Consider the following 21,251-nt stretch of genomic DNA (forward strand, 5'->3'; position numbering starts at 1 on the left):
TATGACTACAGTAAAAACTTATGAAATTCGTCCGGGAGATTGTTTAGATCTGATCTCGGAAAAGTTTGATATTTCAAAAAGTGTACTCCAAGAATTAAATAGTGATCAAATTAAAGATATTGATCTGATTTATGCTGGTAACACACTTAAGTTATCAGGTAATGAAGGGTCTCCAATCGAAGTAGACTTAGGTACACGTACTACACTTCCTCTAGTTCCTGAAAAACCAGCATGTGGGAATGAACTCTGTTCCAGTCAAGTCCCTGATTTTGTCGATATACTATACGTACCTGCTCATCCGGAAACGGGAGAGAAAACTTGGTATGCACTAACGAAAACAGCTCAAGAAGCGGTTATGTCTGAAATTGATTTGTTTAAAAGCGCAGTCACAACGGACAGACAAACGACGTTTAACAACCTTAATAGACTAGGGATATTATCTAAATTTGAACATAAACCACATGAAATGTTCCTGTCAGACACGGATATCGAACGCTTAAGAACTGTGAGTTGGATGTTGGTAACTATTCAATCAGGCGCTGCTAAGAACTATTTTAATGGAGGAGAAAATGGATTTATCATTTCTATTGCAGAACAAGAAGATGGCATAGATTATTATAGTATTCTTAGTGACAGCCTTACTTGGGAGAAGCTAAAAGATTTTGTATTTAAAGTTTCAATACGTACTGCCCCTATTTCCTATTACATTGGTAAATCATTAGGTTTTATTGATGAGGTAGATGAGGAAAACAAAGAATATATTCTAAGGGAGAAAGCTTTAAGTGCTGCAAAATTAAAAGTTGTAGACTATCTTGAAGACGAAATTGCTTTGCTAGAGAAAAAAGCAGTAAAAGCAGCAGGAAAGGTAGTTACTGATGACGGTACAAACTTCGTCTACAGTGAAAAGGAAAGTTACTTTACTAGTGAAAAACAAGATGACATCGCTAAATGTATAAAAAAAGTTAATTCTTATCGTCGTTGGTCTGATGAAGAGTTATCTGAACAAAATCATGAAGAATTGAACTCTAAACTGGATAGATTTTGGAATCAAGATGTCAAAAATTCTGCACAATTTATTAATGCATTGGAAGAATTTAAACGCGGTAGTGATATACCATCAAACGCCATGAGCGCGTATAGTTTCACTTTCTATCTTTTGAAACTAAATGATTATGGCTTTGTTGTCAAAGAGCAGTGTCTGCCTAAAGCGTTGTTAATTGGCACGGATAAAGTGCATCTGGGACCGGAAAGCCTTTATAACAGTAGTAAATACAAAAATTGGCGAGATGACGCTAGTCTGACTATTGAACCGGATGATTATAACAAAGTAGTTTCGGGATTACTGACAGAACTACTAACATTTGACGACACAGTAAGAGATGATAAGCATATTAGAGCTATTCTTTCTTCTAATAAATGTTCCGCCAGTCAATGGGCGTATTATCCGACATTGGCGCTGATTCGCTTTATTGATGCGACACTTTCTGAATGGCTGAGCTCTATTCGTAGCATTATGGGTGGACGTTCTATTCCTGATATGTTTTCTGACCTAATCTGGGTAAAGAAAGTTGCACTCGAGAGACTAGAACAACTTAAGAGAAGGGCTGAAGCGTCAGCTTTACAAGGTAAAGTCATTAATTTTTATCTTAATAAAGATAAGCTATCTGCCATGACTCTTTTATGGGATGAAAAGAACTATAAGGTTTTGGAAAAAAAACTAGGGATATTTTCTAACAAGGCTGGTGATGCTGACCTTCAAGCTGTTGAATGTAGTTTGTTATCAAATGAGGGAGAAGTTGGTTGGGTTAGAGGACCAAGTTGGTTTTTACCAACGGCGAAAAAAAACCTTAGTAAAGGTCACTGTAAGGATATAACGGAAAAAGTCGTAATGGTTGATCCGTTAGTCAACGCAGATGCTGCAGGTAAGACATTATCTGAAGCTTTAGATGAAATTAAGAAGCAATTAGCAGGTACTTTTACGAAAGCAAATTTTGTCACAGGACCGTTGAATCTAAATAAGACAATAGAAAAGTATGATTCAAGTGCTTTCTGGCAATCCCACTACCACTGGCAAGGCGGAAGAGCAGACAACGGTTCGTCAGCCTATATAGCGAATGCTCAGGCGCAATTTTTACGCTTATCATCAAGTGCCAGTGGTTCTTTGAATCTGCCGTTAAGCGAATTAGATGCATTGCGTCCTAACTTAGACTTGACTACAGGAGCGTCGATTCAAGCCAATTTTACCTTATTAAGTGGTCAAATAGGATTTTCGTCTTGGTTTCCGACTAATGATAAGGATCAAAACGTGCGCCCAGATAAGGGGCATGGGCTTTCGATTTCTTACGTAGCTCTGGATTATGAGTCTATGACGGATAAAAAACGAGAATACGATGCGGGAGAGTGTTTTGTAAAACTTAGCGCCAAAGTCTATGGTTTGGCGGCAGCAAGTTGTCAACTCTCTGGGAATTTATCCTTCGGTCCTTCAGAAACCAACGGTGGGTTGGGTGTTAAAGGAAAATCTATCAAGGTTCTGGACGCAAACCAAGCTAGCGAAAACTTACCTAAAGCAAGAGTATTAAAGGATGGTGATGCTCTTATTCCACAAGCGGCGGCACAAACTGGGGTTAAGGTAGACGTATTTGCTGGTGTAGAAGCTGGAGGAAGCATTGATGCCGAAGTTCATTGGAAGCCGCCTGCGGTGATGATAAACAATAATAAGGTGGAGCAATCACTAGGAAAATTGGGCAGTATCAGTGCTCAGATGGCGGCTAATTATGGTATCGGATACTCTGGAGAATTTCGGTTTACCTTTCAAAATGGCCAAATCGTTCTTATCACATCAGCAAAAGCTGTGTGTGGACCAGGCTTCTCTGGAAAATTTTCTGTAACATTAAGTCCAGTTATGATGGATAGATTTTTGACATGCCTTTTAGGAGTGTTAAAAGAGAGTGGATTCCGTTATGTAGAGGTGTTTGGAGATTATGACAAAAATGGAAGAAATGAGTACTTTGAACAACTTAATGAAAGGTTGACTATAGCTATGGCTCTCGGCTTAACATTTGGAGATGTTATGTTGCTTCCATCAGTTGTCTATGATGAGTATAAAAACGATGTGCTCCAAGAAGATTACGCGCCCATGATAGCACGACATATCACGATGGCTGAGGTTAGCTCTAGTAAGAAAGATTGGATTAGAAATTTACCTCCAGAAACATTAGCTAAATTGTTAAATTGTTTGACTAATAAAAAGGAAGAATCTTTTTTTGAGAGTGATCTTCAGAAAATATCTAGACAGGAAAATGAAGAAAGGAAAGTTAGTGCTGTTATACAAATATTGAAATGGATTTCTCCTACTGGAAATGATGAGAATAAATTCAGGACTCGTCAGTTTGAAGAAACTCTTATTCGCATAGGGGGAAATCTAGAAGATGTTAGAACTCCAGCTTCACAGTGGCAGCGTTTTGCTGATAGTTGGCGGCGTCTTGAAGAATATATCATTTCTGTTAGCGATAATAACAGAGGGCTTAGAATTTCCTTCAATGATAATGTTTGGCAATTAGCAATCAATATGCATGGATATAGATATAAAGATGTTAAGGGGAACTTTCATTATCGAGCCTATCGAGTTGAACTTGATGACGAAACTCAGAAGATGAAGTTAGATAGAGAAAAAATAAAAGCAGTTTTTGGTAGTGATCCTCGGTGGGAGTTTTTTAGTATATGGAAAATATGATGATTAAAAAAAATATACTGTATAAGTTTGCAATTTTTATCCTTTTTGCTTTCATCATATCTATTGGATCCTATTGGTTATATTTAAAACTTCCGACTGGGTTAGACATTGCTTTATCGTCTCCACTAACTGACGAAACGTTAAGTACGACTTCTTACAAAAGCATAAATATAAATAATGATCCTTATGCTTCTAGTACCTACAGACCTGATGATCCTTTGTATAAGCCTGTCTTGGCAATCCAGCAAAAGCGCTGGAGTGAAGCCATTGATATGTTAAAACCAATGGCAGAGCAGGGTAACTCTACTGCCATGTTTTGGCTTGGAGATATTACCTATTCAGCGAATGCTTTTTCAGACGGGGGTAAATGGTTTGTAAGGGCTGCTGAATTAGGTAATCCTTATGCTGCATTAAGACTTTCTCCCTCATTGAGTTTTGGTCATGATTGCGATAGGTGGTTGAAGGCCTATTGTGATAGTAAGTGGGATGATATCGGATTAAAAGGTTTGTTAAAACTAGCACATGACGGTGACACCAAAGCTGCGTATGCTTATCTCTATGTTACTAGATTTAAAAATACAAGTTCAGAGTTTTATTCTGATTTGGTTGATTTGGTAAAAACCGGAATGGATAAAAATTATTATCCCCCATTGCGATATTTAGTGAACCTTTATTTGTCTAGGGAGTCATTAAGTCCTTTTGACAATGACCCATTACCTTTGAGTGATAATGAAAAGAAAGTTATTTTTAACTCATTGATGGTTGCGGCAAAAAATAATGACGTATTGTCTATGAAATTAATTAATGATGATTTTAAAGGTTTTTTTGACAGTGATTTTGATGATTTGATAGATCAGAGCCAACTTCTATTGGATGGTAATAATTTTCTTATTGCTTTTGATTATTTTATTAGAGGTAGGAGTAATACAAAGTCAAATAGAGATTTTTTGATAAGAGGATACTCTGTTGCGAATCTTTTTGATTATTATATCAAGGACTTTAACCAACGCGGCGAATATAAAGGTATCTTTGAGTATATGCTAATGGATAGTAATATAAAACCTATGAGTGAAGAAGAGAAGTCTCAAGGGATGATAATGACTAGAAATTTGATTGGTCATTCTACACCAGTTATCTTTATTGATGAAGTAACTGGGATTTCTCCATTATTTCACTGAAGATGATAAGAAGTTAGAGATATTTTTTAAATTGCCGTCGATACACATTGGTATCTGACGGCATTTTTATAGTACAAAGCATGTTATATCAGTGTCTCAATCGTTGTTACTTAATGTAACTGGACAACCTAAAAAGTCTTTGCAGATTGATAAACACTAATAAAATTTAAACAGTCAGGTGATTAACGTTAATTATTTTAGAAAATACCACTGATTGAAGTGGTTAGATCTTCTACTAGCACTGGTTTAGCTTCTTCAAACTCTAAGTTCACTTGGTTTGCATTCGACAGAACACGGGTTTGAAAACGTTTTTTGTTATCCACGCTGGATATAGAGGTATTTAGTGCGCCAGAATTACCATTTGATAGTTGTGCGACTTCAGTAGAAGTGACTTTGTTATCTGTCTTTTCCACGACACGTACATCAGTAATCAGGGCATAATAAACGTCTTCTACTAAAGCATTTCCAACCAGTCCAATAGCGCCACCGATGAGACCTGCCGCACCAATAGTGTTTGAATGACTCGTAGCGGATGCTGCAGCTAGAGCTCCAATTGCTGCACCAGAGAGTGCGCCACCGTATCCGCTGTTAAGGAAGCCCTGGGCTGAAGCGGGATCCATTTTCTCTGCCTTTAACACATTTGCCTGTAGCCAGTAGTGAGCAGCAGCTGGATCTTGTACAACGGAGTAACCCTTTTGTGTCAGCTTTTCTTTTAATTCCTGTTGAATATCAATCTGCTTATCGGTTGTGTTTCGTACTTGTAAGAAAATAGTTCGTTGGCTAGCTGAAACCGGATCCAGCCAGATCGTTTCTGACATTGTGGTTTTTACTTCGAGATTACGCTTGCTTACGGCGGTGTTTATTGCAGAACAGCCAGAAACAGAGAGAATAGCAGCGAGTAGAAAGCCAAATTTAGCGTTAGTGTTCATTTATATACCTTCAATAATGGTTAAGTAAAAATTGTGTCAATTTCTTAGGGAGCTTATTATATTTAAATTACTGAGTGAATATAAAAACCACGCGTTCGTTCACTAATTTAAAGTTAATTGATGACAATATTGTTTTTAACTATGGTTTGTGGGGGAAATTTGTCTTGACATTGTTTTGATACTTTAATTTTTTAGTGATTTGGTTGATGAATATATAATTTAGCATGTATTGTTATTATTTTTTTCTATCGTTTGTATTTATTTATTTTTGTGGGTTATGATTGATCTCGGATTTTTTGGAGTAGATATTAAAAGTGTCAACCTCAACTTTGATTAGTGGAGATGTTAGTGTTTAGTTGCATAAGTTTTCTTAAAGTTTTGTTGTTCATTCTAATTATGATTTTTTCATCTATGTTGGGTTATTATTTGTATCTTAAATGGCCAACAGGTGTTGATGTCGAGCTATCTCGTCCCGTCGATCAAACAATACAAAGCCTCATTGTGCTTGCTGACAAAGAGAAAAAGATAAATCCAGACCCTTATGCTTCGAGTCGTTATAGACCTAATGATACGTTATATGATCCTGTGTTGGCTATTCAGCAGGGCAATTGGGCGAAAGCTGAGCAGTTGTTAAAACCGATGGTAGACAAGGGTAACGCTACTGCAATGTTTTGGTTGGCGGAAATCACCTATCGCAGTAGCGCTTTTTCTGGTAGTGGTGGCGCTGCGCTTTTTGAAAAGTCCGCAAAGCTTGGTAACCCTTATGCTGCGCTTCGATTGTCGCCAAAGTATAATCAATATCAATGCGAAATGAGAATGTCATCTTATTGTGATGATTCATGGAGTAAAATCGGGATAGATTTATTAGCAAAGAGAGCGAGTTCCGGCGATCTATCCGCTCAGTATGCACTTTTATATTACGCTCGTTTTGACAACGCAGATGAAAAATACTTTTATGAGTTTATTAATACAGTGAAAGAGGGGATGAATGAGAACTACTTTCGCCCGTTAAGACACCTAATATCCATGTATTTAAAACGAGAGCACTCAAGCCTGTTTGATAGTAGCGTCAACCCATTATCCGAAAAGGATAAAAAAGAGTTACTCAAATTGTTATTTTACGCTGCCGATAATAATGATATTGATTCGTTGAATGTTATTAATAAACGATTTAAAAATGTATTAAGTTCGGAACGTTACCTTAATCAATCGGTAGGAAGAAATTTATCAGTATTGGATAATAAACACTTCGTTCTGACCTTCGACTACTTCGTTGCCAAGGGTAAAGAACATAGAGAGTTTGTCGTACAGGGATACGCAGTGGCTAAGTTGTTCGCTACCTATGAGGGTAATGAATATGGAATTCTCACGACAGTGTACCAGGATCAGCTTGAAAAGTCGGGTATTACTGCTTTAACTGATGATGAGAAAAAGAACGCGGATCTGCTATATCAAACGTATTTAAACAAACAGAAACCAGTGATTTATATTGATGAAATATCCGGTGCTTGGGGAGATGTTATTTATTAACGAATGTTGTATTTGATTCAAACGCCGCCAGATCCCCATGGTATCCGGCGGCGTTTTGTGTTCTTTAGTTTACTTTCTTATTAGAAAATGCAGTGCTTGGCGTAGGACGTGGCTTGGTTTGCTGTCCAGTCGCCTTTAGGTTTGGCGTCCATTGCTTCACACCATTGCGGAGTGCCGACTTCTTGCTCGAACAGGCAGTGCTTGGCAAAATCGACCGCGTTTTGCGCGCTCCACTCATTGGTCGGTTTATCACGCATCTCTTCACACCAGCCGCTGCTGCCGACCTCGTTTTCACAGCCGGCCAGGGCCAATGCTCCCAACATTACCACGGCGAATTTTTTCATTATAAATCTTCCTTTACGCTATCTAAGCTTGCTGCGCGTCACTATACCGAAACCGGCCCCAGTTGTGTTAAATCTCCGCCAAATATCAGTGTTTAAGCGCAATTCGATGCATTTTGGCCGGTGTTAATCCCATATACAGATGGGACGGTTGGCTATGAAGTCACGGTTTCTGCAGCAAATTATGACATATGTGCACCAAACCGGATGTTGATGATAGAACTCTCAGTGATCATTCTCACTGTTTATTCATGCTGTCGGCTAAATTGGACGATCTAACTCACAGTCTGTTTTGCTGCCGGGTGCAATTCAAAAACCGAAAGAATAGGATGCCATCGAAACGTTTCGATGACTGTTTCCTGAGCGAGCTGCCAACGCAGAAACAGCCCAACGTAAGCGCATAAAAAGGTAAAACGATGAAAAAAAGTACCCTACTCAATTCCGATCTGTCCTACCTGGTTTCAACACTGGGTCATACCGATGAAATCACCATTTGTGATGCGGGCTTACCGATCGCAGAAGAATCACAACGTATTGATCTTGCTTTGACTCATGGCGTTCCGAGTTTCCTGCAAACCGTGCAGGTCATCCTGTCTGAATCACAGATTGAAGGCGTGGTGATGGCGCAAGAGTTTGCTGAAGTGAGCCCGGAGCTGCACGCGGCGCTTCTCGATGAACTTAAAAACGAGGAAGCGCGTTTTGGTAAGAGCATTGCCATTAGCTATGTTTCTCACGAAGAGTTTAAAGCGCGCACCCACTACAGCCGTGCCGTAGTCAGAACCGGTGAATGCACACCGTACGCCAACGTTATTTTCCAGGCTGGTGTTGTTTTTTAATCCGCCAAACTCGATTGAGGACTCATTATGACTCAACCAATTCTGGCTCTCAGCAAGATTGAAAAAGCCTTTCCTGGTGTCAAAGCGTTGGATAAAGCGAGCCTGAACGTTTATCCGGGGCGCGTGATGGCGCTGATGGGAGAAAACGGTGCAGGTAAATCAACGCTGATGAAAGTGCTGACTGGCATCTATTCCAAAGATGCCGGCACGATAGAATATCAGGGACAAACGGCCAGCTTCAAAGGACCGCGCGATTCACAGCACGCCGGTATCAGCATCATTCACCAGGAGCTTAACCTGATTCCTGAGCTGACTATTGCTGAAAACATCTATCTCGGCCGGGAAAAGACCAGTGCGATGGGGCGGATTCTGTGGGCGAAAATGTACGCTGATGCCGACAAATTGCTGGCTCGCCTCAACGTCAAACACAGCTCGAAAACCTTGCTGGGCGATTTAAGCCTGGGTGAACAGCAGATGGTGGAGATCGCCAAAGCGCTGTCGTTTGAGTCCAAGGTGATCATCATGGATGAGCCGACCGATGCGCTGACCGATACCGAAACCGAATCGTTGTTCAGCGTGATCCGCGAGCTGCGGGAGCAGGGCTGTGGCATCGTGTATATCTCACACCGTCTGAAAGAAATTTTTGAGATCTGCGACGACATCACCGTACTACGCGATGGTAAATTCATCGGAGAATGCCAGGTTGAGGATACTAACGAAGACGGACTGATCGAAATGATGGTCGGTCGTAAGCTGGATGAGCAGTACCCGCGTATCGATGTCCATCCAAGTAACGATATCTGTCTGGAAGTGATTGGCCTGACCGGTTCGGGCGTGCATGACGTCAGTTTCAACCTGAAACGCGGTGAGATCCTCGGCGTGTCTGGTCTGATGGGTGCAGGCCGTACTGAACTGATGAAAGTGATTTACGGTGCGCTGCCGTCTGAACGTGGCGTGATTAATCTTAACGGCAGAACGGTGAATCCGGTCAGCCCGCAGGATGGTCTGGCAAACGGAATCGCGTATATCTCTGAAGACCGCAAGGGTGATGGCCTGGTACTCGGGCTGTCAGTGAAAGAGAACATGTCGTTGTGCGCACTGGATAAGCTCAGTAAAGGCGTACAAATCCAGCATAGCGAAGAAGTGATTGCGGTGCAGGATTTCATTCAGCTGTTCAATATCAAAACACCGTCACGGGATCAGATTATCGGCAACTTGTCTGGTGGTAACCAGCAAAAAGTCGCGATTGCCAAAGGGCTGATGACCCGGCCAAAAGTGCTGATCCTGGATGAGCCGACCCGCGGTGTGGATGTCGGCGCAAAAAAAGAAATCTACCAACTGATTAATAAATTCAAAGCAGAAGGCATGAGCATCATTTTGGTGTCATCTGAAATGCCGGAAGTGCTGGGCATGAGCGATAGGATTCTGGTGATGCACGAGGGTCGCATCAGCGGGGAATTCGATGCCGCCCAGGCCAACCAAGAAAATTTACTGGCGTGTGCCGTTGGCAAAACGTTAAACGAGGACGCAGCATGAGTAGCAAAACCATGACCGATTCATCCCCAAACAGCGGTAAGAAACTTCTGAGTAAAGAGTGGCTGATTGAGCAGAAATCACTGATTGCACTACTGTTTCTGGTAGTGGTGGTCTCCTTTTTAAATCCCAACTTCTTTACCGTTGATAACCTGCTTAACATTCTGCGTCAGACGTCGGTCAATGCGATTATCGCGGTCGGTATGACGCTGGTTATCCTGACGGCCGGGATTGACCTGAGTGTCGGCTCGGTGCTGGCGTTGTGCGGCGCATTCGCTGCCAGCCTGATTGCAATGGAAGTCCCGGTCTTTGTCGCGGTGCCGACTGCCTTGTTGGCGGGGGCAGTACTGGGTGGCATCAGCGGCATTATTATCGCCAAAGGCAAAGTGCAGGCGTTTATTGCCACTCTGGTGACCATGACTCTGCTACGTGGTGTGACCATGGTGTACACCGACGGGCGTCCTATTTCTACGGGTTTCACTGATACCGCGGATGCGTTTGCCTGGTTTGGTACCGGTTATGCGCTGGGTATTCCGGTACCGGTATGGCTGATGGTGGTTGTGTTTGCTGCGGTGTGGTATCTGCTGAATCACACTCGTTTTGGTCGCTACGTGTATGCACTGGGCGGTAATGAGTCAGCAACCCGCTTGTCAGGTATCAACGTTGACCGGGTAAAAATGGGTGTGTATGCGATTTGTGGCGCTCTGGCGGCACTGGCTGGCATTATCGTTACTTCTCGTCTGTCATCAGCGCAGCCAACGGCGGGTATGGGTTACGAGTTGGACGCGATTGCAGCGGTTGTACTCGGTGGTACCAGCCTAATGGGCGGTAAAGGCCGTATCATGGGGACTCTGGTCGGCGCGCTGATCATCGGTTTCCTCAACAATGCCCTTAACCTGCTCGATGTTTCGTCTTACTACCAGATGATCGCTAAAGCGGTGGTTATTCTGCTGGCGGTACTGGTCGACAACAAGAACAAGTAACTCCAAGCGTTCCAAAGCAAGCGGTTATCAATCGAAGTTAGAGGGATAACCGTTTGAAAATAAATAGTTAAGCTTGATGTATAAGTAAAACTTTAAAATAACTGTGAAACTTTAACATGCATGTGACACACCGGGTTCAGCCTGGCTGACCCGGCCCCCTACAATAAGGACGATGAAAATGAAAAAACTCGCAACCTTGATTTCTGCTGCTCTTCTTTCTTCAACCGTTTCTGTTTCAGCTCAGGCTCAGGACACTGTCGCTATCGTGCTCTCGACGCTGAACAACCCGTTTTTTGTATCGATGAAAGATGGCGCTGAAGCCAAAGCACAGGAGCTGGGTTACAACCTGATTGTGCTTGATTCACAAAATGACCCGAGCAAAGAGCTGTCGAACGTGGAAGACCTGACTGTTCGTGGTGTGAAAGCGATCCTGATTAACCCAACGGATTCTGATGCGGTTTCCAATGCGATTCGCATTGCCAACAATTCCAACATTCCGGTTCTGACGCTGGACCGTGGTGCAAGCCGCGGGAAAGTGGTCAGCCACATTGCTTCTGACAACGTGGTAGGCGGCGAAATGGCCGGTCACTACATCATGGAAAAAGTGGGTGAGAAGGCAAAAGTGATTCAGCTGGAAGGTATTGCCGGTACGTCTGCAGCGCGTGAGCGTGGCGAAGGTTTCATGAACGCAGTGAACGGCATCGAAATGCAGCTGATGGCGAGCCAGCCTGCTGACTTCGATCGTACGAAAGGCCTGAACGTAATGGAAAACCTGCTGGCAGCTAACCCGGATGTCCAGGCTGTATTCGCCCAGAACGATGAGATGGCGCTGGGCGCACTGCGCGCAGTTCAGGCATCAGGTAAAGACGTTGTCATCGTCGGCTTTGACGGTACTGACGATGGCATCGCCGCGGTGAAACGTGGCAAACTGGCCGCAACAGTGGCTCAGCAACCGGATCTGATTGGTGCGCTTGGCGTAGAAACGGCTGACCAGGTACTGAAAGGCGAACAAGTGGATGAATACATTCCGGTTCCGCTGAAAATCATCGCTGAATAATTCGCGTTGATTGAACGTCACTGCTCTCCCTGTAGGGGAGAGCAGTACAGACAGCTTTAATGCTTTTAAAGCGGCCAAATACTCAGATATACCGGCGTATATGACCGCTTGGTGATCGGTCGGTTGTGCAGCACACTGAAGCATTAAATCTCTCTGTTTCTCAATCATCTATCTATTTTTTTACTTCCTATCAGACTGAGGATAACCTTTATGAACAAGTTGGTGGTATTAGGTAGTGTCAATGCTGACCATGTTCTTCAAGTGCCTTCATTTCCTCGCCCCGGCGAGACGCTGCACGGTCGCAACTATCAAGTTATCCCAGGTGGCAAAGGGGCCAATCAGGCCGTAGCGGCTGCCCGTTTGAATGCCGACATCGGTTTTATTGCCTGCGTGGGCGACGATCCGTTCGGGATCAATATTCGTGAAAGCTTTAAGCTCGACGGTATGGACATCAGCGCCATCAAGATGCAGCCAAACTGTCCGACCGGCATTGCGATGATTCAGGTCTCCGACAGTGGCGAAAACACCATTTGTCTGTCGGCGGAAGCCAATGCCAAGTTGACCGCACAGGTCATTGAAGGTGATTTAGAGCGTATCCGCGCCGCCGATTATCTGCTCATGCAGCTGGAAACCCCGATGGATGGAATCGTTGCGGCGGCTCAGGCTGCCAAGCAGGCGCGCACTAATGTGATTCTCAACCCGGCACCTGCACAGCCGCTGCCGGATGAACTGCTAAGCTGTGTGGATGTCATTACGCCGAACGAAACCGAAGCCGAAGTGCTGACCGGAATCACCGTCAATGATGATGAGTCAGCGCAGCAGGCCGCCAATGCTCTGCACGCCAAAGGGATTGAAATCGTGATGATTACCCTGGGCGCTAAAGGTGTCTGGCTGAGCCAGAACGGCCGCGGCGAGATTATTCCCGGCTTTCGTGTTCAGGCAACCGATACCACAGCTGCCGGTGATACCTTTAACGGCGCCTTGGTGACTGGCCTCCTGGAAGATATGCCGCTAGAATCGGCGATTCGTTTTGCCCATGCTGCCGCGGCGATTTCGGTGACCCGCTTTGGCGCTCAGACCTCGATTCCGCGCCGCGCCGAAGTTGAAGCATTTCTGTCTCAGCAAGTGTAAACGAGCCGACAATCGGCAGGTTCTGATCTGGGCAGGAAAGCCCGAATAAGCGCACAGGAGAAAATGACATGGCAACGATGAAAGATATTGCACGACTGGCCGGTGTTTCCACATCGACCGTTAGCCATGTCATCAATAAAACCCGCTTTGTCAGCGATGAGATTGCCGAGCGGGTTAACCGGGCAGCGCAGGAGCTGAACTATGCGCCGTCTGCGCTTGCCCGCAGCCTGAAAATGAACCGTACCAAAACCATAGGTATGCTGGTGACCACCTCGACCAACCCGTTTTTTGGCGAGGTGGTGAAAGGGGTGGAACGCAGTTGCTACCATCAGGGTTATAACCTGATTTTGTGTAATACCGAAGGTGACCCGGAACGGATGCATGCCTCGATTAACACGCTGCTGCAAAAGCGGGTCGATGGCATCATCCTGATGTGTCCGACCCTGATCGGGCAGCGTATCGACATGTTTGAACGGTACCCGGATATTCCGGTCGTGGTGATGGACTGGGGGCCGATGCTGTTTGCTGCGGACAAAATTCAGGATAACTCATTTCAGGGCGGCTACATGGCGACCCGGCATTTGATTGAGTGCGGCCATAAAGAGATCGGCTGTATTACCGGGCCGCTGATTGGCCAGCAGGCGCAGCAACGTTATGAAGGTTATAAGCGCGCAGTCCTTGAGGCCGGACTGACGATCAATCCGGATTGGATTGTTGAGTCTGACTTTGAGTGTGAAGGTGGTTATGCCGCATTCAATACCATGCAGCAACGGGGAGCCTTACCCACGGCTATCTTTGTATCCAACGACATGATGGCGATGGGCGCTATTAACGCCGCCAGCGAACTGGGTGTGCGAATTCCACAGGATGTATCGCTAATCGGCTACGATGATATTCATATCGCGAAATTTATGACCCCACCCCTGACCACCATTCACCAGCCCAAATATCGCCTGGGCAAAGCGGCAGTCGAAACTCTGCTGCATAAACTGGCGCACCAGGAGCGTGATCCGCAAGTAGTGCAGTTGGAGCCGGAACTGGTGGTACGCACTAGTGTAGAGAAAGTGCAGCATAGCTAACGAGCTAACGAGCTAACGAGCTAACGAGCTAACGACGTCACCTCATGCTCCACGGTCGAGTCTGTTTTCTTTAACATTATATTGCGTATGAGATTAATTATCATTAATATTCACTCTTTGAATAATTAATCTGCTCAAAAGGATTGCTGGCTTGCCGTTGACCTGTTTTCGAAGCCTGACTTATCGGTCAGCTGTGCTGATTTGTGTGTTGGCGATCCTGTGTGGAGTTGTGTTGCCGGCGCAAGCTTCGACGAGTGTTGTCACGCATGCCATGGGGCAGACCCGGGTTGTCTCCGATGTTAACCGTGTGATCACTTTATTTCAGGGCGCCACCGACTCCGCGGTTGCCTTGGGTATTCGTCCGGTGGGTGTAGTTGATTCATGGGCCGAAACACCGACTTATGATTATTTGCGTGAAGCGCTGCAAGGTGTGCAGCATCTTGGCCTGGAAACGCAACCTAACCTGGAAAAAATTGTCGCTCTCAAGCCGGATCTGATCATCGGCGCACGAAGCCGACATGAAAAAATCTATCCGCAGCTACAGCAGATTGCACCTACCGTATTGACCGACAACGTGTATGATTTTCAGCGTACATTAGCGCTAACCGGCCTAGCCACCGGGCGTGAAGCCATGGCGCAGGCGTTGTGGCAGCAGTGGCAACACAATGTAACTGTATTTCGCCAGCAGCTGGCGTCCCGCTATTCTGACTGGCCGCTGACCGCATCCGTGTTAGATATTCGCGCTGATCACCTGCGTTTGTATTTGCGCGACAGTTTTGCCGGTCAGGTATTGAGTAGTATCGGCTTTCGCTTGCCGGCGGTGCCAAATGCGAGCTGGGGAATCAAAATTAAAAGCAAAGAAACGCTGCCAAGTGCTGACGCGGATGTGTTTTTTGTTATCAAGGATTCAGAACAACCAGTGGTGGTGCGCAACTATGATGCCTGGCGCACCCATCCCATCTGGAAAGTGCTTAAAGCACCGAGAATGAATCAGGTATATGAGGTCAATAAGGTTAGCTGGCTGCTGTCCGGCGGTATTCTTGGGGCCAACCTGATGCTGGATCAACTGAGTACCATCTATCCTCCGCTGCTCACCCCAAGTACGCAATGATGTTAATATCCGTTTCTTCTCCTTCGGCTCGGCTGAGTCTGTTCGTTATTTCGCTGGTGGTACTCTGCGGTGCCGTTTTTGCAAGTCTGGTGTTTGGTCAATATCCGGTGACGGTGCAACAAGTGTGGCCTGCTTTTTGGCATCCTGAACCGACATCCATCGAACATGTGGTGATTAATACCATTCGCTGGTCACGCACTATTATTGCGATTGTGGTCGGCGCTGCGTTGGCGATTGCCGGCGTATTGATGCAGACACTGACCCGCAATCCGCTTGCCTCTCCGGCAATATTCGGCGTTAACGCCGGAGCGGTATTTTTTATCGTGTTATGCAGCCAGGTGTTCGCATTCAGCGACATGTCGATGCTGTTCTGGGTGGCTCTTTTTGGCGCGGGCGTAGCCGGTGGACTGGTATATGCGTTAGGCAATCTGGGCCGCGATGCTCAGTCTCCGGTACGCTTAGTATTGGCAGGCGCGGCGATCTCTGCACTGTTTATGGCCTTCACTCAAGGGTTACTGGTGATCGGCCAGGACGGGGTCGACAGCGTATTATTCTGGGTTGCCGGTTCTGTTTCAGGACGTGAATTAGGGGACATTATGCCGGTGATGCCTTATCTGCTCGCAACAATGCTCGCGGCAGTGCTGCTGGCACCGCACATCAATATTCTGCTCTCTGGTGACGATATTGCCACGGGGCTAGGTCAGAATACCTGGCTGCTTAAGGTAGCGTTAAGCCTGCTTATCGTTGCGTTGGCTGGGATATCTGTTGCCATGGCAGGCAACATCGGATTTATTGGTTTGATCGTACCGCATATGGCGCGGTCGCTGGTGGGCAATGATCACAAATGGCTACTGCCGCTTAGTGCCATTTGGGGGGCGACGCTGCTTTTGCTGGCCGATGTGATCACCCGGATAATTCTGCCACCGGAGGAAATTCCGATTGGTGTGATGACTGCCTTAATCGGCGCGCCTTTCTTTATTTTCCTGGCCCGAAAAGGAAACCGCAATGCCTGAGCCATTGATATACCGGGGCCGTTTAGGGTCGTTTAGTCTACCATCCACTGCATTGAGAGCGGTTGTTGGTCTGATGTTGCTTACCCTGGGTATTGCTGTAATTTCGTTGTCCTCGGGCAGTGAATGGATAAATCCTTGGCAACTGATGTCAGGTTCTCTGAACGGGGAACTGAGCACAATGGTGGAAACACTGCGGCTGCCGCGTATCGTGATGGGGATGTTGGTTGGTGCGGGGCTGGGGTGTTCTGGGCTGATTTTGCAGTCTGTGATCCGCAATCCATTGGCATCACCGGATGTGGTCGGAATGACCAGCGGCGCTTGTGCGGCTGCGGTGGGGTTTCTGGCCTTTTTCCAGATGAGCTATGGTATTGGGTGGCTGCCGCTCTTTGCGCTTGGCGGTGCTTTTTTTGCCTCGGGCGCGGTGTATTTGCTGGCCTGGCGACAGGGTGTTACGCCGATGCGGATGATTTTAGTCGGTATTGGTGTTTCTGCAGCGATGGGAGCCGTGACGACCCTGTTGATTGCGATCAGCCCGTCCTCCGGTAGCCTGTCTGCTTATATCTGGCTGACCGGCAGTATTTATGGTGCAAATTGGCACGATGTACAGTCGTTGCTGCCCTGGTTGATGGTCGGGTTCCCACTGGCGCTCTGCTTTTCCCGCCAAATTAATGCTCAGGAGTTGGGGGATCCGGTTGCCACCGGGCTCGGTATCTCGGTGCAAAAGCTGCGTCTCATGCTGGTGATGTTAAGTATTCTTCTTGCCGCACCGGTGGTGGCCTATGCCGGAGCGATTGGGTTCGTCGGCTTGATCGCACCGCATATTGCCCGTCAACTGGTGACGCGCAGTTTTGCGCTCTTGCTCCCGGTGACGGCGATGGTCGGAGCATGTCTGGTAATGTCCGCCGATTTAGCGGCGCGGGTCTTGTTTGTGCCGCTTGATCTGCCGGCCGGGGTATTTGTTTCTGCTATCGGTGCTCCTTTCTTTATCTATTTGCTGTTTAGGCAGCGGACTTAATTCACTATTTGTTATGGAGCAGAAAGGATGACCATTCCAAAGCGCAGTCCACTGCAAACGTCCGGTCTGGTTCTGGGGTATCAGAACACCACCATTATTTCATCGCTCGATCTGTCGATTGAGCCGAATCAGATTACCGTGCTGGTTGGCGGCAACGGTTGTGGCAAATCGACCCTGCTCAAATCGCTCGCCCGCCTGCTGCTGCCTAAATCCGGTGACATCTGGCTGGAGCAACAAAAATTGCATCAAATGCCGGGTAAACAGGTGGCAAAAAAACTGGCGATTTTACCACAGGGGCCGGCGGCTCCCGAGGGAGTGACCGTCCTACAACTGGTGCGACAGGGGCGTTATCCGCATCAAAACTGGTTGCAGAGCTGGAGCGAGCAGGATGAGCGTCTGGTGATGCAGTCGCTCCGAGATACCAATATGCTGGAACTTGCTGACCGGGCGGTTGAAACCCTGTCCGGCGGCCAGCGCCAGCGGGCCTGGATTGCAATGGCGCTGGCTCAGGATACCGATATCTTGTTACTGGATGAACCGACCACTTATCTGGATCTGACCCATCAAATCGAGATTCTTGATTTACTGTTTGAATTAAACCGGACTCGCCACACCACGATAGTCATGGTTTTGCACGACTTGAATCTGGCCTGTCGCTATGCGCATCAGATGATTGCGGTGAAGCAGGGCAAGATCTATCGTCAAGGACCACCGGAAGACATTCTGGATGAAGAGATGGTACAAGCCGTGTTTGATATGCAGTGTTACTTAACCCAGGATCCGCTGTTTGGCACGCCGATGTGTGTGCCGCGCGGTAAAGGGCGTCTGCTCAAATGTCCGTCATGAGCGAGACGGTCAGTTTAACCGACCTGCAATGGGCTAAGTTAACCGGGTTCGGATTAAAACCTGCGGCCGAACAGGATCAGCAGTATGCGCTGGACAGCGTGTTGTTACTGGATGATGAGCAATGTCTGGCAACACTAAACGCCATCATGCCAGACCTTGGCGCCCCTGATCTTAACGTCACTGCATCGCTGGTAATTAAGCGCAGCGCGTTTTTACTGCTGGCGCCGACGCTGTATGCCATGTCTGTATTTGATAAGGGACTGGACGCCTCAATCGACAACTGCGTATTTGAATATCAGTTGCACAACCGGTTATGGCGTTCAGGTATACCACTGAAACAGACTCAGGCGCTCCCTTGCCAGCATGATCGCAGTGCCTGGCGCGAGCTGATTCTGAGCGGCGCTTTTGCCGGACATTTAACCCCATTGATTGAACAGTTGCAGCGCCTGAGCGGGGTTTCACCGCGAATACTGTGGGAAAATGTTGCGGTGCGGGTGTTTAGTATTTATGAGCGGCGCATTCTTCCGGCTCTGGATTCTGAGCGCCGGCGGCAGGCAGAAGGCGATCTGGCTTACCTGTTGGATGAGAGCACGAGATCAGTGTTTGAGCTGGATGAAAATCCGTTAACCCGTTTTTATCGCACCAAACGCCATTGGCAAGCACACTCTGAACCGGTCAGAATGCGCAGAACCTGTTGCTACTATTATAAGGCCACCGAGCCTCCTGAGTTCTGCTCCAATTGCCCGCTATTGCTTAAACGCAAGTAGCTCATAAAAAAGAGCATGGCCTTGGCCATGCTCTCGTTGCTTAAAAGTTCAGGGCATAAGCCAGAGTGACGGTTCTGCCGCGACCTTTGAAATAGAAGTCATCATTTTTATAGGCACTTTGCGAGTAATAGGTAAAGTAGTCTTCATCAAACAGGTTCGCGACCGACATGGTGACTTTACCGACTGGCAGGGCATAGCCGAGTGAAGCATCAACCAGGGTATAGCCTTCAAATTCCAGTTCGTCATCATCGAAACTGCGGTCAAAAGCGTGGTTGGCCTGCAGCATTGACGATACGGTGTCGTTCCAGTGCGCGGTCCAGGCGACGCGCAGTCTGTTGGGCGGAATATCTGCCCCGGTCAGTTTGGTGTCAACCGAACCGTCACCATCGGTATCAGATTTCCCCTGAATATAGGAGTATCCGGCATTAACAGTGTGCTTAGGGTTGATCCTGACCGCGAGGGATGTTTCCAGGCCATGAATCTCCTTCTTCTCGCGTTTGACTGTGTACAAACCATTATTTTCTTCGATTCGGCTGCCCAGATCAGAATTGGACTCGTAGTAGCTGATTTCAAAATCAAACGATTCTTTATTGACACGCAAGCCACCTTCGTAGTTGTCAGTGACGATTGGTGACAGATCAATCAAGTCATCGACGTTTTGATCGGGTGTGTTGACGCCGCGCAGCACCCGGCCGACATCCGGCATCCCGAATCCTTGTGAATAGTTGGCAAATACACTGACATCAGGTGTCAGGTCGAATACGGCACCGGCATTGTAAACCGTATCGCTGAATTTCGGGGTGCCGCCGTTCACACTGACTCCGTTACGAGCCGCGACGGTTGTGTAATCAGCGACATCCAGTTCTGCCTTTTCATAGCGCGCTCCGGCCTGGATGGTCAGGCGTTCAATCGGGCTCAGTTCCAATTGTACAAACGGCGCATAGTTTTTATAGGTGGTTTCCGGAACGTAGCTGCGATTGGTCAGGATCAGTTTCTGGCTGGTGGTGTCTCTGAGCAAGTCGAGGCCTGTGGTCACTTTGAGGGTATCGTCCAGCAGGCCGCCTTTCGAAAGCAGCAGTTTGGCGCCGATTTTTTCGGACTCGTTTTGCGACTGATCGTAAATGGTTTCAGCTGTGCTCGGATCCTGAAAGCTGGATGAAGTGGTGGCACCGTAACGACCAGTGAAGTCCTGATAAAAGGTCTGCACATTGAGTTTCATGCCGGCTAAATCACGGTCAGTGTAGACCAGATTGACGGTATTGACCTGATTATAAGGGGCTTTACCAACCGGAGTGGCTTTCACCGACGAGGTTGCTACTCCATTGTCCCGGTCTCCGCTGACGCCCATGAAGTTCTTCTGGCCTTTCAGTTGATAGCGGTTGAAAGAGAACTGGATATCCCGTTCATCATCGATCCAGTAGCCGAACTTGGCAAAGGCATCGTAGCTTTGTGAGTCCATGATATCGCCGCGTACCGTGGCTGCACCGACATAATCGCCGTTGCCGTCCAGATAAACTCCCTGGGTTTCGCCGCTCAGGCCGATAAGGTAATCAAACTGCTCCGTGGCACCCTGAGCCTGATAATTCAGTTTATACGACGTGGTATCGCTGCTGATATTCTCCGTTGCCGAAGTGGCCTGAATACTGACATGTTGTTTGAGTGGTTGGGCGCTGCTGTTGGATTTGGTAATAAAGTTAATGATGCCGCCGGTGGCGCCCAAGCCATGAATCGCACTGGCACCGTGAATCACTTCAATCCGTTCGACCATTGACAGATCAATGGTATGTGCCGAGCGGCTGCCCTCACGTAACGGGTTCGACTGTGGGACACCATCGATCATATACAGCACTGAGCGCCCGCGAAAGGTCTGGCTGCTGTTATTCAGTTTTTGGGTATTAGGAGAGTATCCCGGCAGCAAATTGGACAGAACCTGAGAACTGTCGGTAGTGATGGTCAGCTGCTGCTCGATCTGCTCACGTGAAATCACGGTCACGACTTGTGGGCTTTTAGATTTGATCGAATCAGTCCGGCTGGAGGCGATCACGACCATATCGGCTTCTTCGCTCTCTGAGGCAAGAACGGGTAAGACATGCAGACTGCAGACAAAAGGGGCAAGTAATAATAGGTTTTTCGATGACAGTGAGTGTGCCATGGGGACTCTCCTTGTAA

Annotated in this window: 17 protein-coding genes; 14 read left to right on the forward strand and 3 right to left on the reverse strand. The window is 46.9% G+C overall.

From position 1 onward, the window contains the following. The first annotated feature begins 1 nt into the window (after position 1). Positions 2–3,733 carry a LysM domain-containing protein gene (locus E6C74_RS16300; RefSeq protein WP_136487108.1) on the forward strand — a complete coding sequence of 1,244 codons (3,732 nt, stop codon included), beginning with the start codon at positions 2–4 and terminating at the stop codon, positions 3,731–3,733. Continuing rightward, positions 3,721–4,911, forward strand: coding sequence for a sel1 repeat family protein (locus tag E6C74_RS16305; RefSeq protein ID WP_136487109.1), 1,191 nt, complete (start codon positions 3,721–3,723; stop codon positions 4,909–4,911). The genes E6C74_RS16300 and E6C74_RS16305 overlap by 13 nt, the downstream gene beginning before the upstream one ends. Before the next feature lie 197 nt (positions 4,912–5,108). Here E6C74_RS16305 and E6C74_RS16310 read toward each other — a convergent pair whose 3' ends face one another. Then, positions 5,109–5,840 carry a complement resistance protein TraT gene (locus E6C74_RS16310; RefSeq protein WP_136487110.1) on the reverse strand — a complete coding sequence of 244 codons (732 nt, stop codon included), beginning with the start codon at positions 5,838–5,840 and terminating at the stop codon, positions 5,109–5,111. A gap of 411 nt (positions 5,841–6,251) precedes the next feature. On the opposite strand from E6C74_RS16310, the gene E6C74_RS16315 reads away from it, so the two are divergent. Further along, entirely contained in the window at positions 6,252–7,370 is a 1,119-nt protein-coding gene (locus E6C74_RS16315; protein WP_136487111.1) for a hypothetical protein, read from the forward strand. Between the two features lie 80 nt (positions 7,371–7,450). Here the strand turns inward: E6C74_RS16315 and E6C74_RS16320 are convergent, their stop codons facing one another. Further along, a complete protein-coding gene (locus E6C74_RS16320; protein ID WP_168797047.1) occupies positions 7,451–7,714 on the reverse strand; it encodes a DUF3012 domain-containing protein in 264 nt (87 codons plus the stop codon). Positions 7,715–8,127: 413 nt separating this feature from the next. Here E6C74_RS16320 and rbsD point away from each other — a divergent pair, with 413 nt between their 5' ends. The 11 genes from rbsD to E6C74_RS16375 all read left to right on the forward strand — a co-directional run bounded on the left by rbsD (position 8,128) and on the right by E6C74_RS16375 (position 19,082). Then, entirely contained in the window at positions 8,128–8,547 is a 420-nt protein-coding gene (rbsD, locus tag E6C74_RS16325; RefSeq protein ID WP_136487113.1) for a D-ribose pyranase, read from the forward strand. 27 nt (positions 8,548–8,574) lie between these two features. Then, a complete protein-coding gene (gene rbsA / locus E6C74_RS16330; protein WP_136487114.1) occupies positions 8,575–10,083 on the forward strand; it encodes a ribose ABC transporter ATP-binding protein RbsA in 1,509 nt (502 codons plus the stop codon). 11 nt (positions 10,084–10,094) lie between these two features. Continuing rightward, the gene (rbsC, locus tag E6C74_RS16335; protein ID WP_206208433.1) at positions 10,095–11,063 is read left to right on the forward strand and encodes a ribose ABC transporter permease; all 969 of its coding nucleotides are present in this window, start codon (positions 10,095–10,097) and stop codon (positions 11,061–11,063) included. Positions 11,064–11,241: 178 nt separating this feature from the next. Continuing rightward, the gene (gene rbsB / locus E6C74_RS16340) at positions 11,242–12,120 is read left to right on the forward strand and encodes a ribose ABC transporter substrate-binding protein RbsB (RefSeq protein ID WP_136487116.1); all 879 of its coding nucleotides are present in this window, start codon (positions 11,242–11,244) and stop codon (positions 12,118–12,120) included. Positions 12,121–12,330: 210 nt separating this feature from the next. Next, a complete protein-coding gene (rbsK, locus tag E6C74_RS16345; protein WP_136487117.1) occupies positions 12,331–13,251 on the forward strand; it encodes a ribokinase in 921 nt (306 codons plus the stop codon). A 68-nt stretch (positions 13,252–13,319) separates the two neighbouring features. After that, positions 13,320–14,330, forward strand: a complete 1,011-nt coding sequence (locus E6C74_RS16350; RefSeq protein ID WP_136487118.1) for a substrate-binding domain-containing protein — start codon at positions 13,320–13,322, stop codon at positions 14,328–14,330. A 232-nt stretch (positions 14,331–14,562) separates the two neighbouring features. Further along, positions 14,563–15,441 carry an iron-siderophore ABC transporter substrate-binding protein gene (locus tag E6C74_RS16355; protein WP_206208428.1) on the forward strand — a complete coding sequence of 293 codons (879 nt, stop codon included), beginning with the start codon at positions 14,563–14,565 and terminating at the stop codon, positions 15,439–15,441. After that, positions 15,438–16,454, forward strand: coding sequence for an iron ABC transporter permease (locus E6C74_RS16360; protein ID WP_136487119.1), 1,017 nt, complete (start codon positions 15,438–15,440; stop codon positions 16,452–16,454). The genes E6C74_RS16355 and E6C74_RS16360 overlap by 4 nt, the downstream gene beginning before the upstream one ends. 73 nt (positions 16,455–16,527) lie before the next feature. Next, positions 16,528–17,469 (forward strand): iron ABC transporter permease, encoded by a 942-nt coding sequence (locus tag E6C74_RS16365; RefSeq protein WP_206208429.1) that lies wholly within the window; start codon positions 16,528–16,530, stop codon positions 17,467–17,469. A 27-nt stretch (positions 17,470–17,496) separates the two neighbouring features. Further along, positions 17,497–18,315: an ABC transporter ATP-binding protein gene (locus E6C74_RS16370; protein ID WP_136487121.1), complete on the forward strand. Its 819-nt coding sequence runs from the start codon at positions 17,497–17,499 to the stop codon at positions 18,313–18,315. Then, positions 18,303–19,082, forward strand: a complete 780-nt coding sequence (locus E6C74_RS16375; RefSeq protein WP_136487122.1) for an IucA/IucC family C-terminal-domain containing protein — start codon at positions 18,303–18,305, stop codon at positions 19,080–19,082. The genes E6C74_RS16370 and E6C74_RS16375 overlap by 13 nt, the downstream gene beginning before the upstream one ends. 40 nt (positions 19,083–19,122) lie before the next feature. Here the strand turns inward: E6C74_RS16375 and E6C74_RS16380 are convergent, their stop codons facing one another. Further along, positions 19,123–21,234 carry a TonB-dependent receptor gene (locus E6C74_RS16380; RefSeq protein ID WP_136487123.1) on the reverse strand — a complete coding sequence of 704 codons (2,112 nt, stop codon included), beginning with the start codon at positions 21,232–21,234 and terminating at the stop codon, positions 19,123–19,125. Between the last annotated feature and the right edge of the window lie 17 nt (positions 21,235–21,251).

This window comes from Vibrio sp. H11 (genome assembly GCF_004804295.1).
Lineage (GTDB): Bacteria > Pseudomonadota > Gammaproteobacteria > Enterobacterales > Vibrionaceae > Vibrio > Vibrio ostreae.

Excerpts from the sequence above, each read along its gene's own strand:
- E6C74_RS16375 (WP_136487122.1), top strand. The coding sequence starts at position 18,303 with ATGTCCGTCATGAGCGAGACGGTCAGTTTAACCGACCTGCAATGGGCT.
- rbsC (WP_206208433.1), top strand. The coding sequence starts at position 10,095 with ATGACCGATTCATCCCCAAACAGCGGTAAGAAACTTCTGAGTAAAGAG.
- E6C74_RS16380 (WP_136487123.1), bottom strand. The coding sequence starts at position 21,234 with ATGGCACACTCACTGTCATCGAAAAACCTATTATTACTTGCCCCTTTT.
- rbsD (WP_136487113.1), top strand. The coding sequence starts at position 8,128 with ATGAAAAAAAGTACCCTACTCAATTCCGATCTGTCCTACCTGGTTTCA.
- rbsK (WP_136487117.1), top strand. The coding sequence starts at position 12,331 with ATGAACAAGTTGGTGGTATTAGGTAGTGTCAATGCTGACCATGTTCTT.
- rbsA (WP_136487114.1), top strand. The coding sequence starts at position 8,575 with ATGACTCAACCAATTCTGGCTCTCAGCAAGATTGAAAAAGCCTTTCCT.
- E6C74_RS16370 (WP_136487121.1), top strand. The coding sequence starts at position 17,497 with ATGACCATTCCAAAGCGCAGTCCACTGCAAACGTCCGGTCTGGTTCTG.
- E6C74_RS16350 (WP_136487118.1), top strand. The coding sequence starts at position 13,320 with ATGGCAACGATGAAAGATATTGCACGACTGGCCGGTGTTTCCACATCG.
- E6C74_RS16305 (WP_136487109.1), top strand. The coding sequence starts at position 3,721 with ATGGAAAATATGATGATTAAAAAAAATATACTGTATAAGTTTGCAATT.
- E6C74_RS16315 (WP_136487111.1), top strand. The coding sequence starts at position 6,252 with ATGTTGGGTTATTATTTGTATCTTAAATGGCCAACAGGTGTTGATGTC.
- E6C74_RS16365 (WP_206208429.1), top strand. The coding sequence starts at position 16,528 with ATGTTGCTTACCCTGGGTATTGCTGTAATTTCGTTGTCCTCGGGCAGT.
- E6C74_RS16360 (WP_136487119.1), top strand. The coding sequence starts at position 15,438 with ATGATGTTAATATCCGTTTCTTCTCCTTCGGCTCGGCTGAGTCTGTTC.
- E6C74_RS16320 (WP_168797047.1), bottom strand. The coding sequence starts at position 7,714 with ATGAAAAAATTCGCCGTGGTAATGTTGGGAGCATTGGCCCTGGCCGGC.
- E6C74_RS16300 (WP_136487108.1), top strand. The coding sequence starts at position 2 with ATGACTACAGTAAAAACTTATGAAATTCGTCCGGGAGATTGTTTAGAT.
- rbsB (WP_136487116.1), top strand. The coding sequence starts at position 11,242 with ATGAAAAAACTCGCAACCTTGATTTCTGCTGCTCTTCTTTCTTCAACC.
- E6C74_RS16310 (WP_136487110.1), bottom strand. The coding sequence starts at position 5,840 with ATGAACACTAACGCTAAATTTGGCTTTCTACTCGCTGCTATTCTCTCT.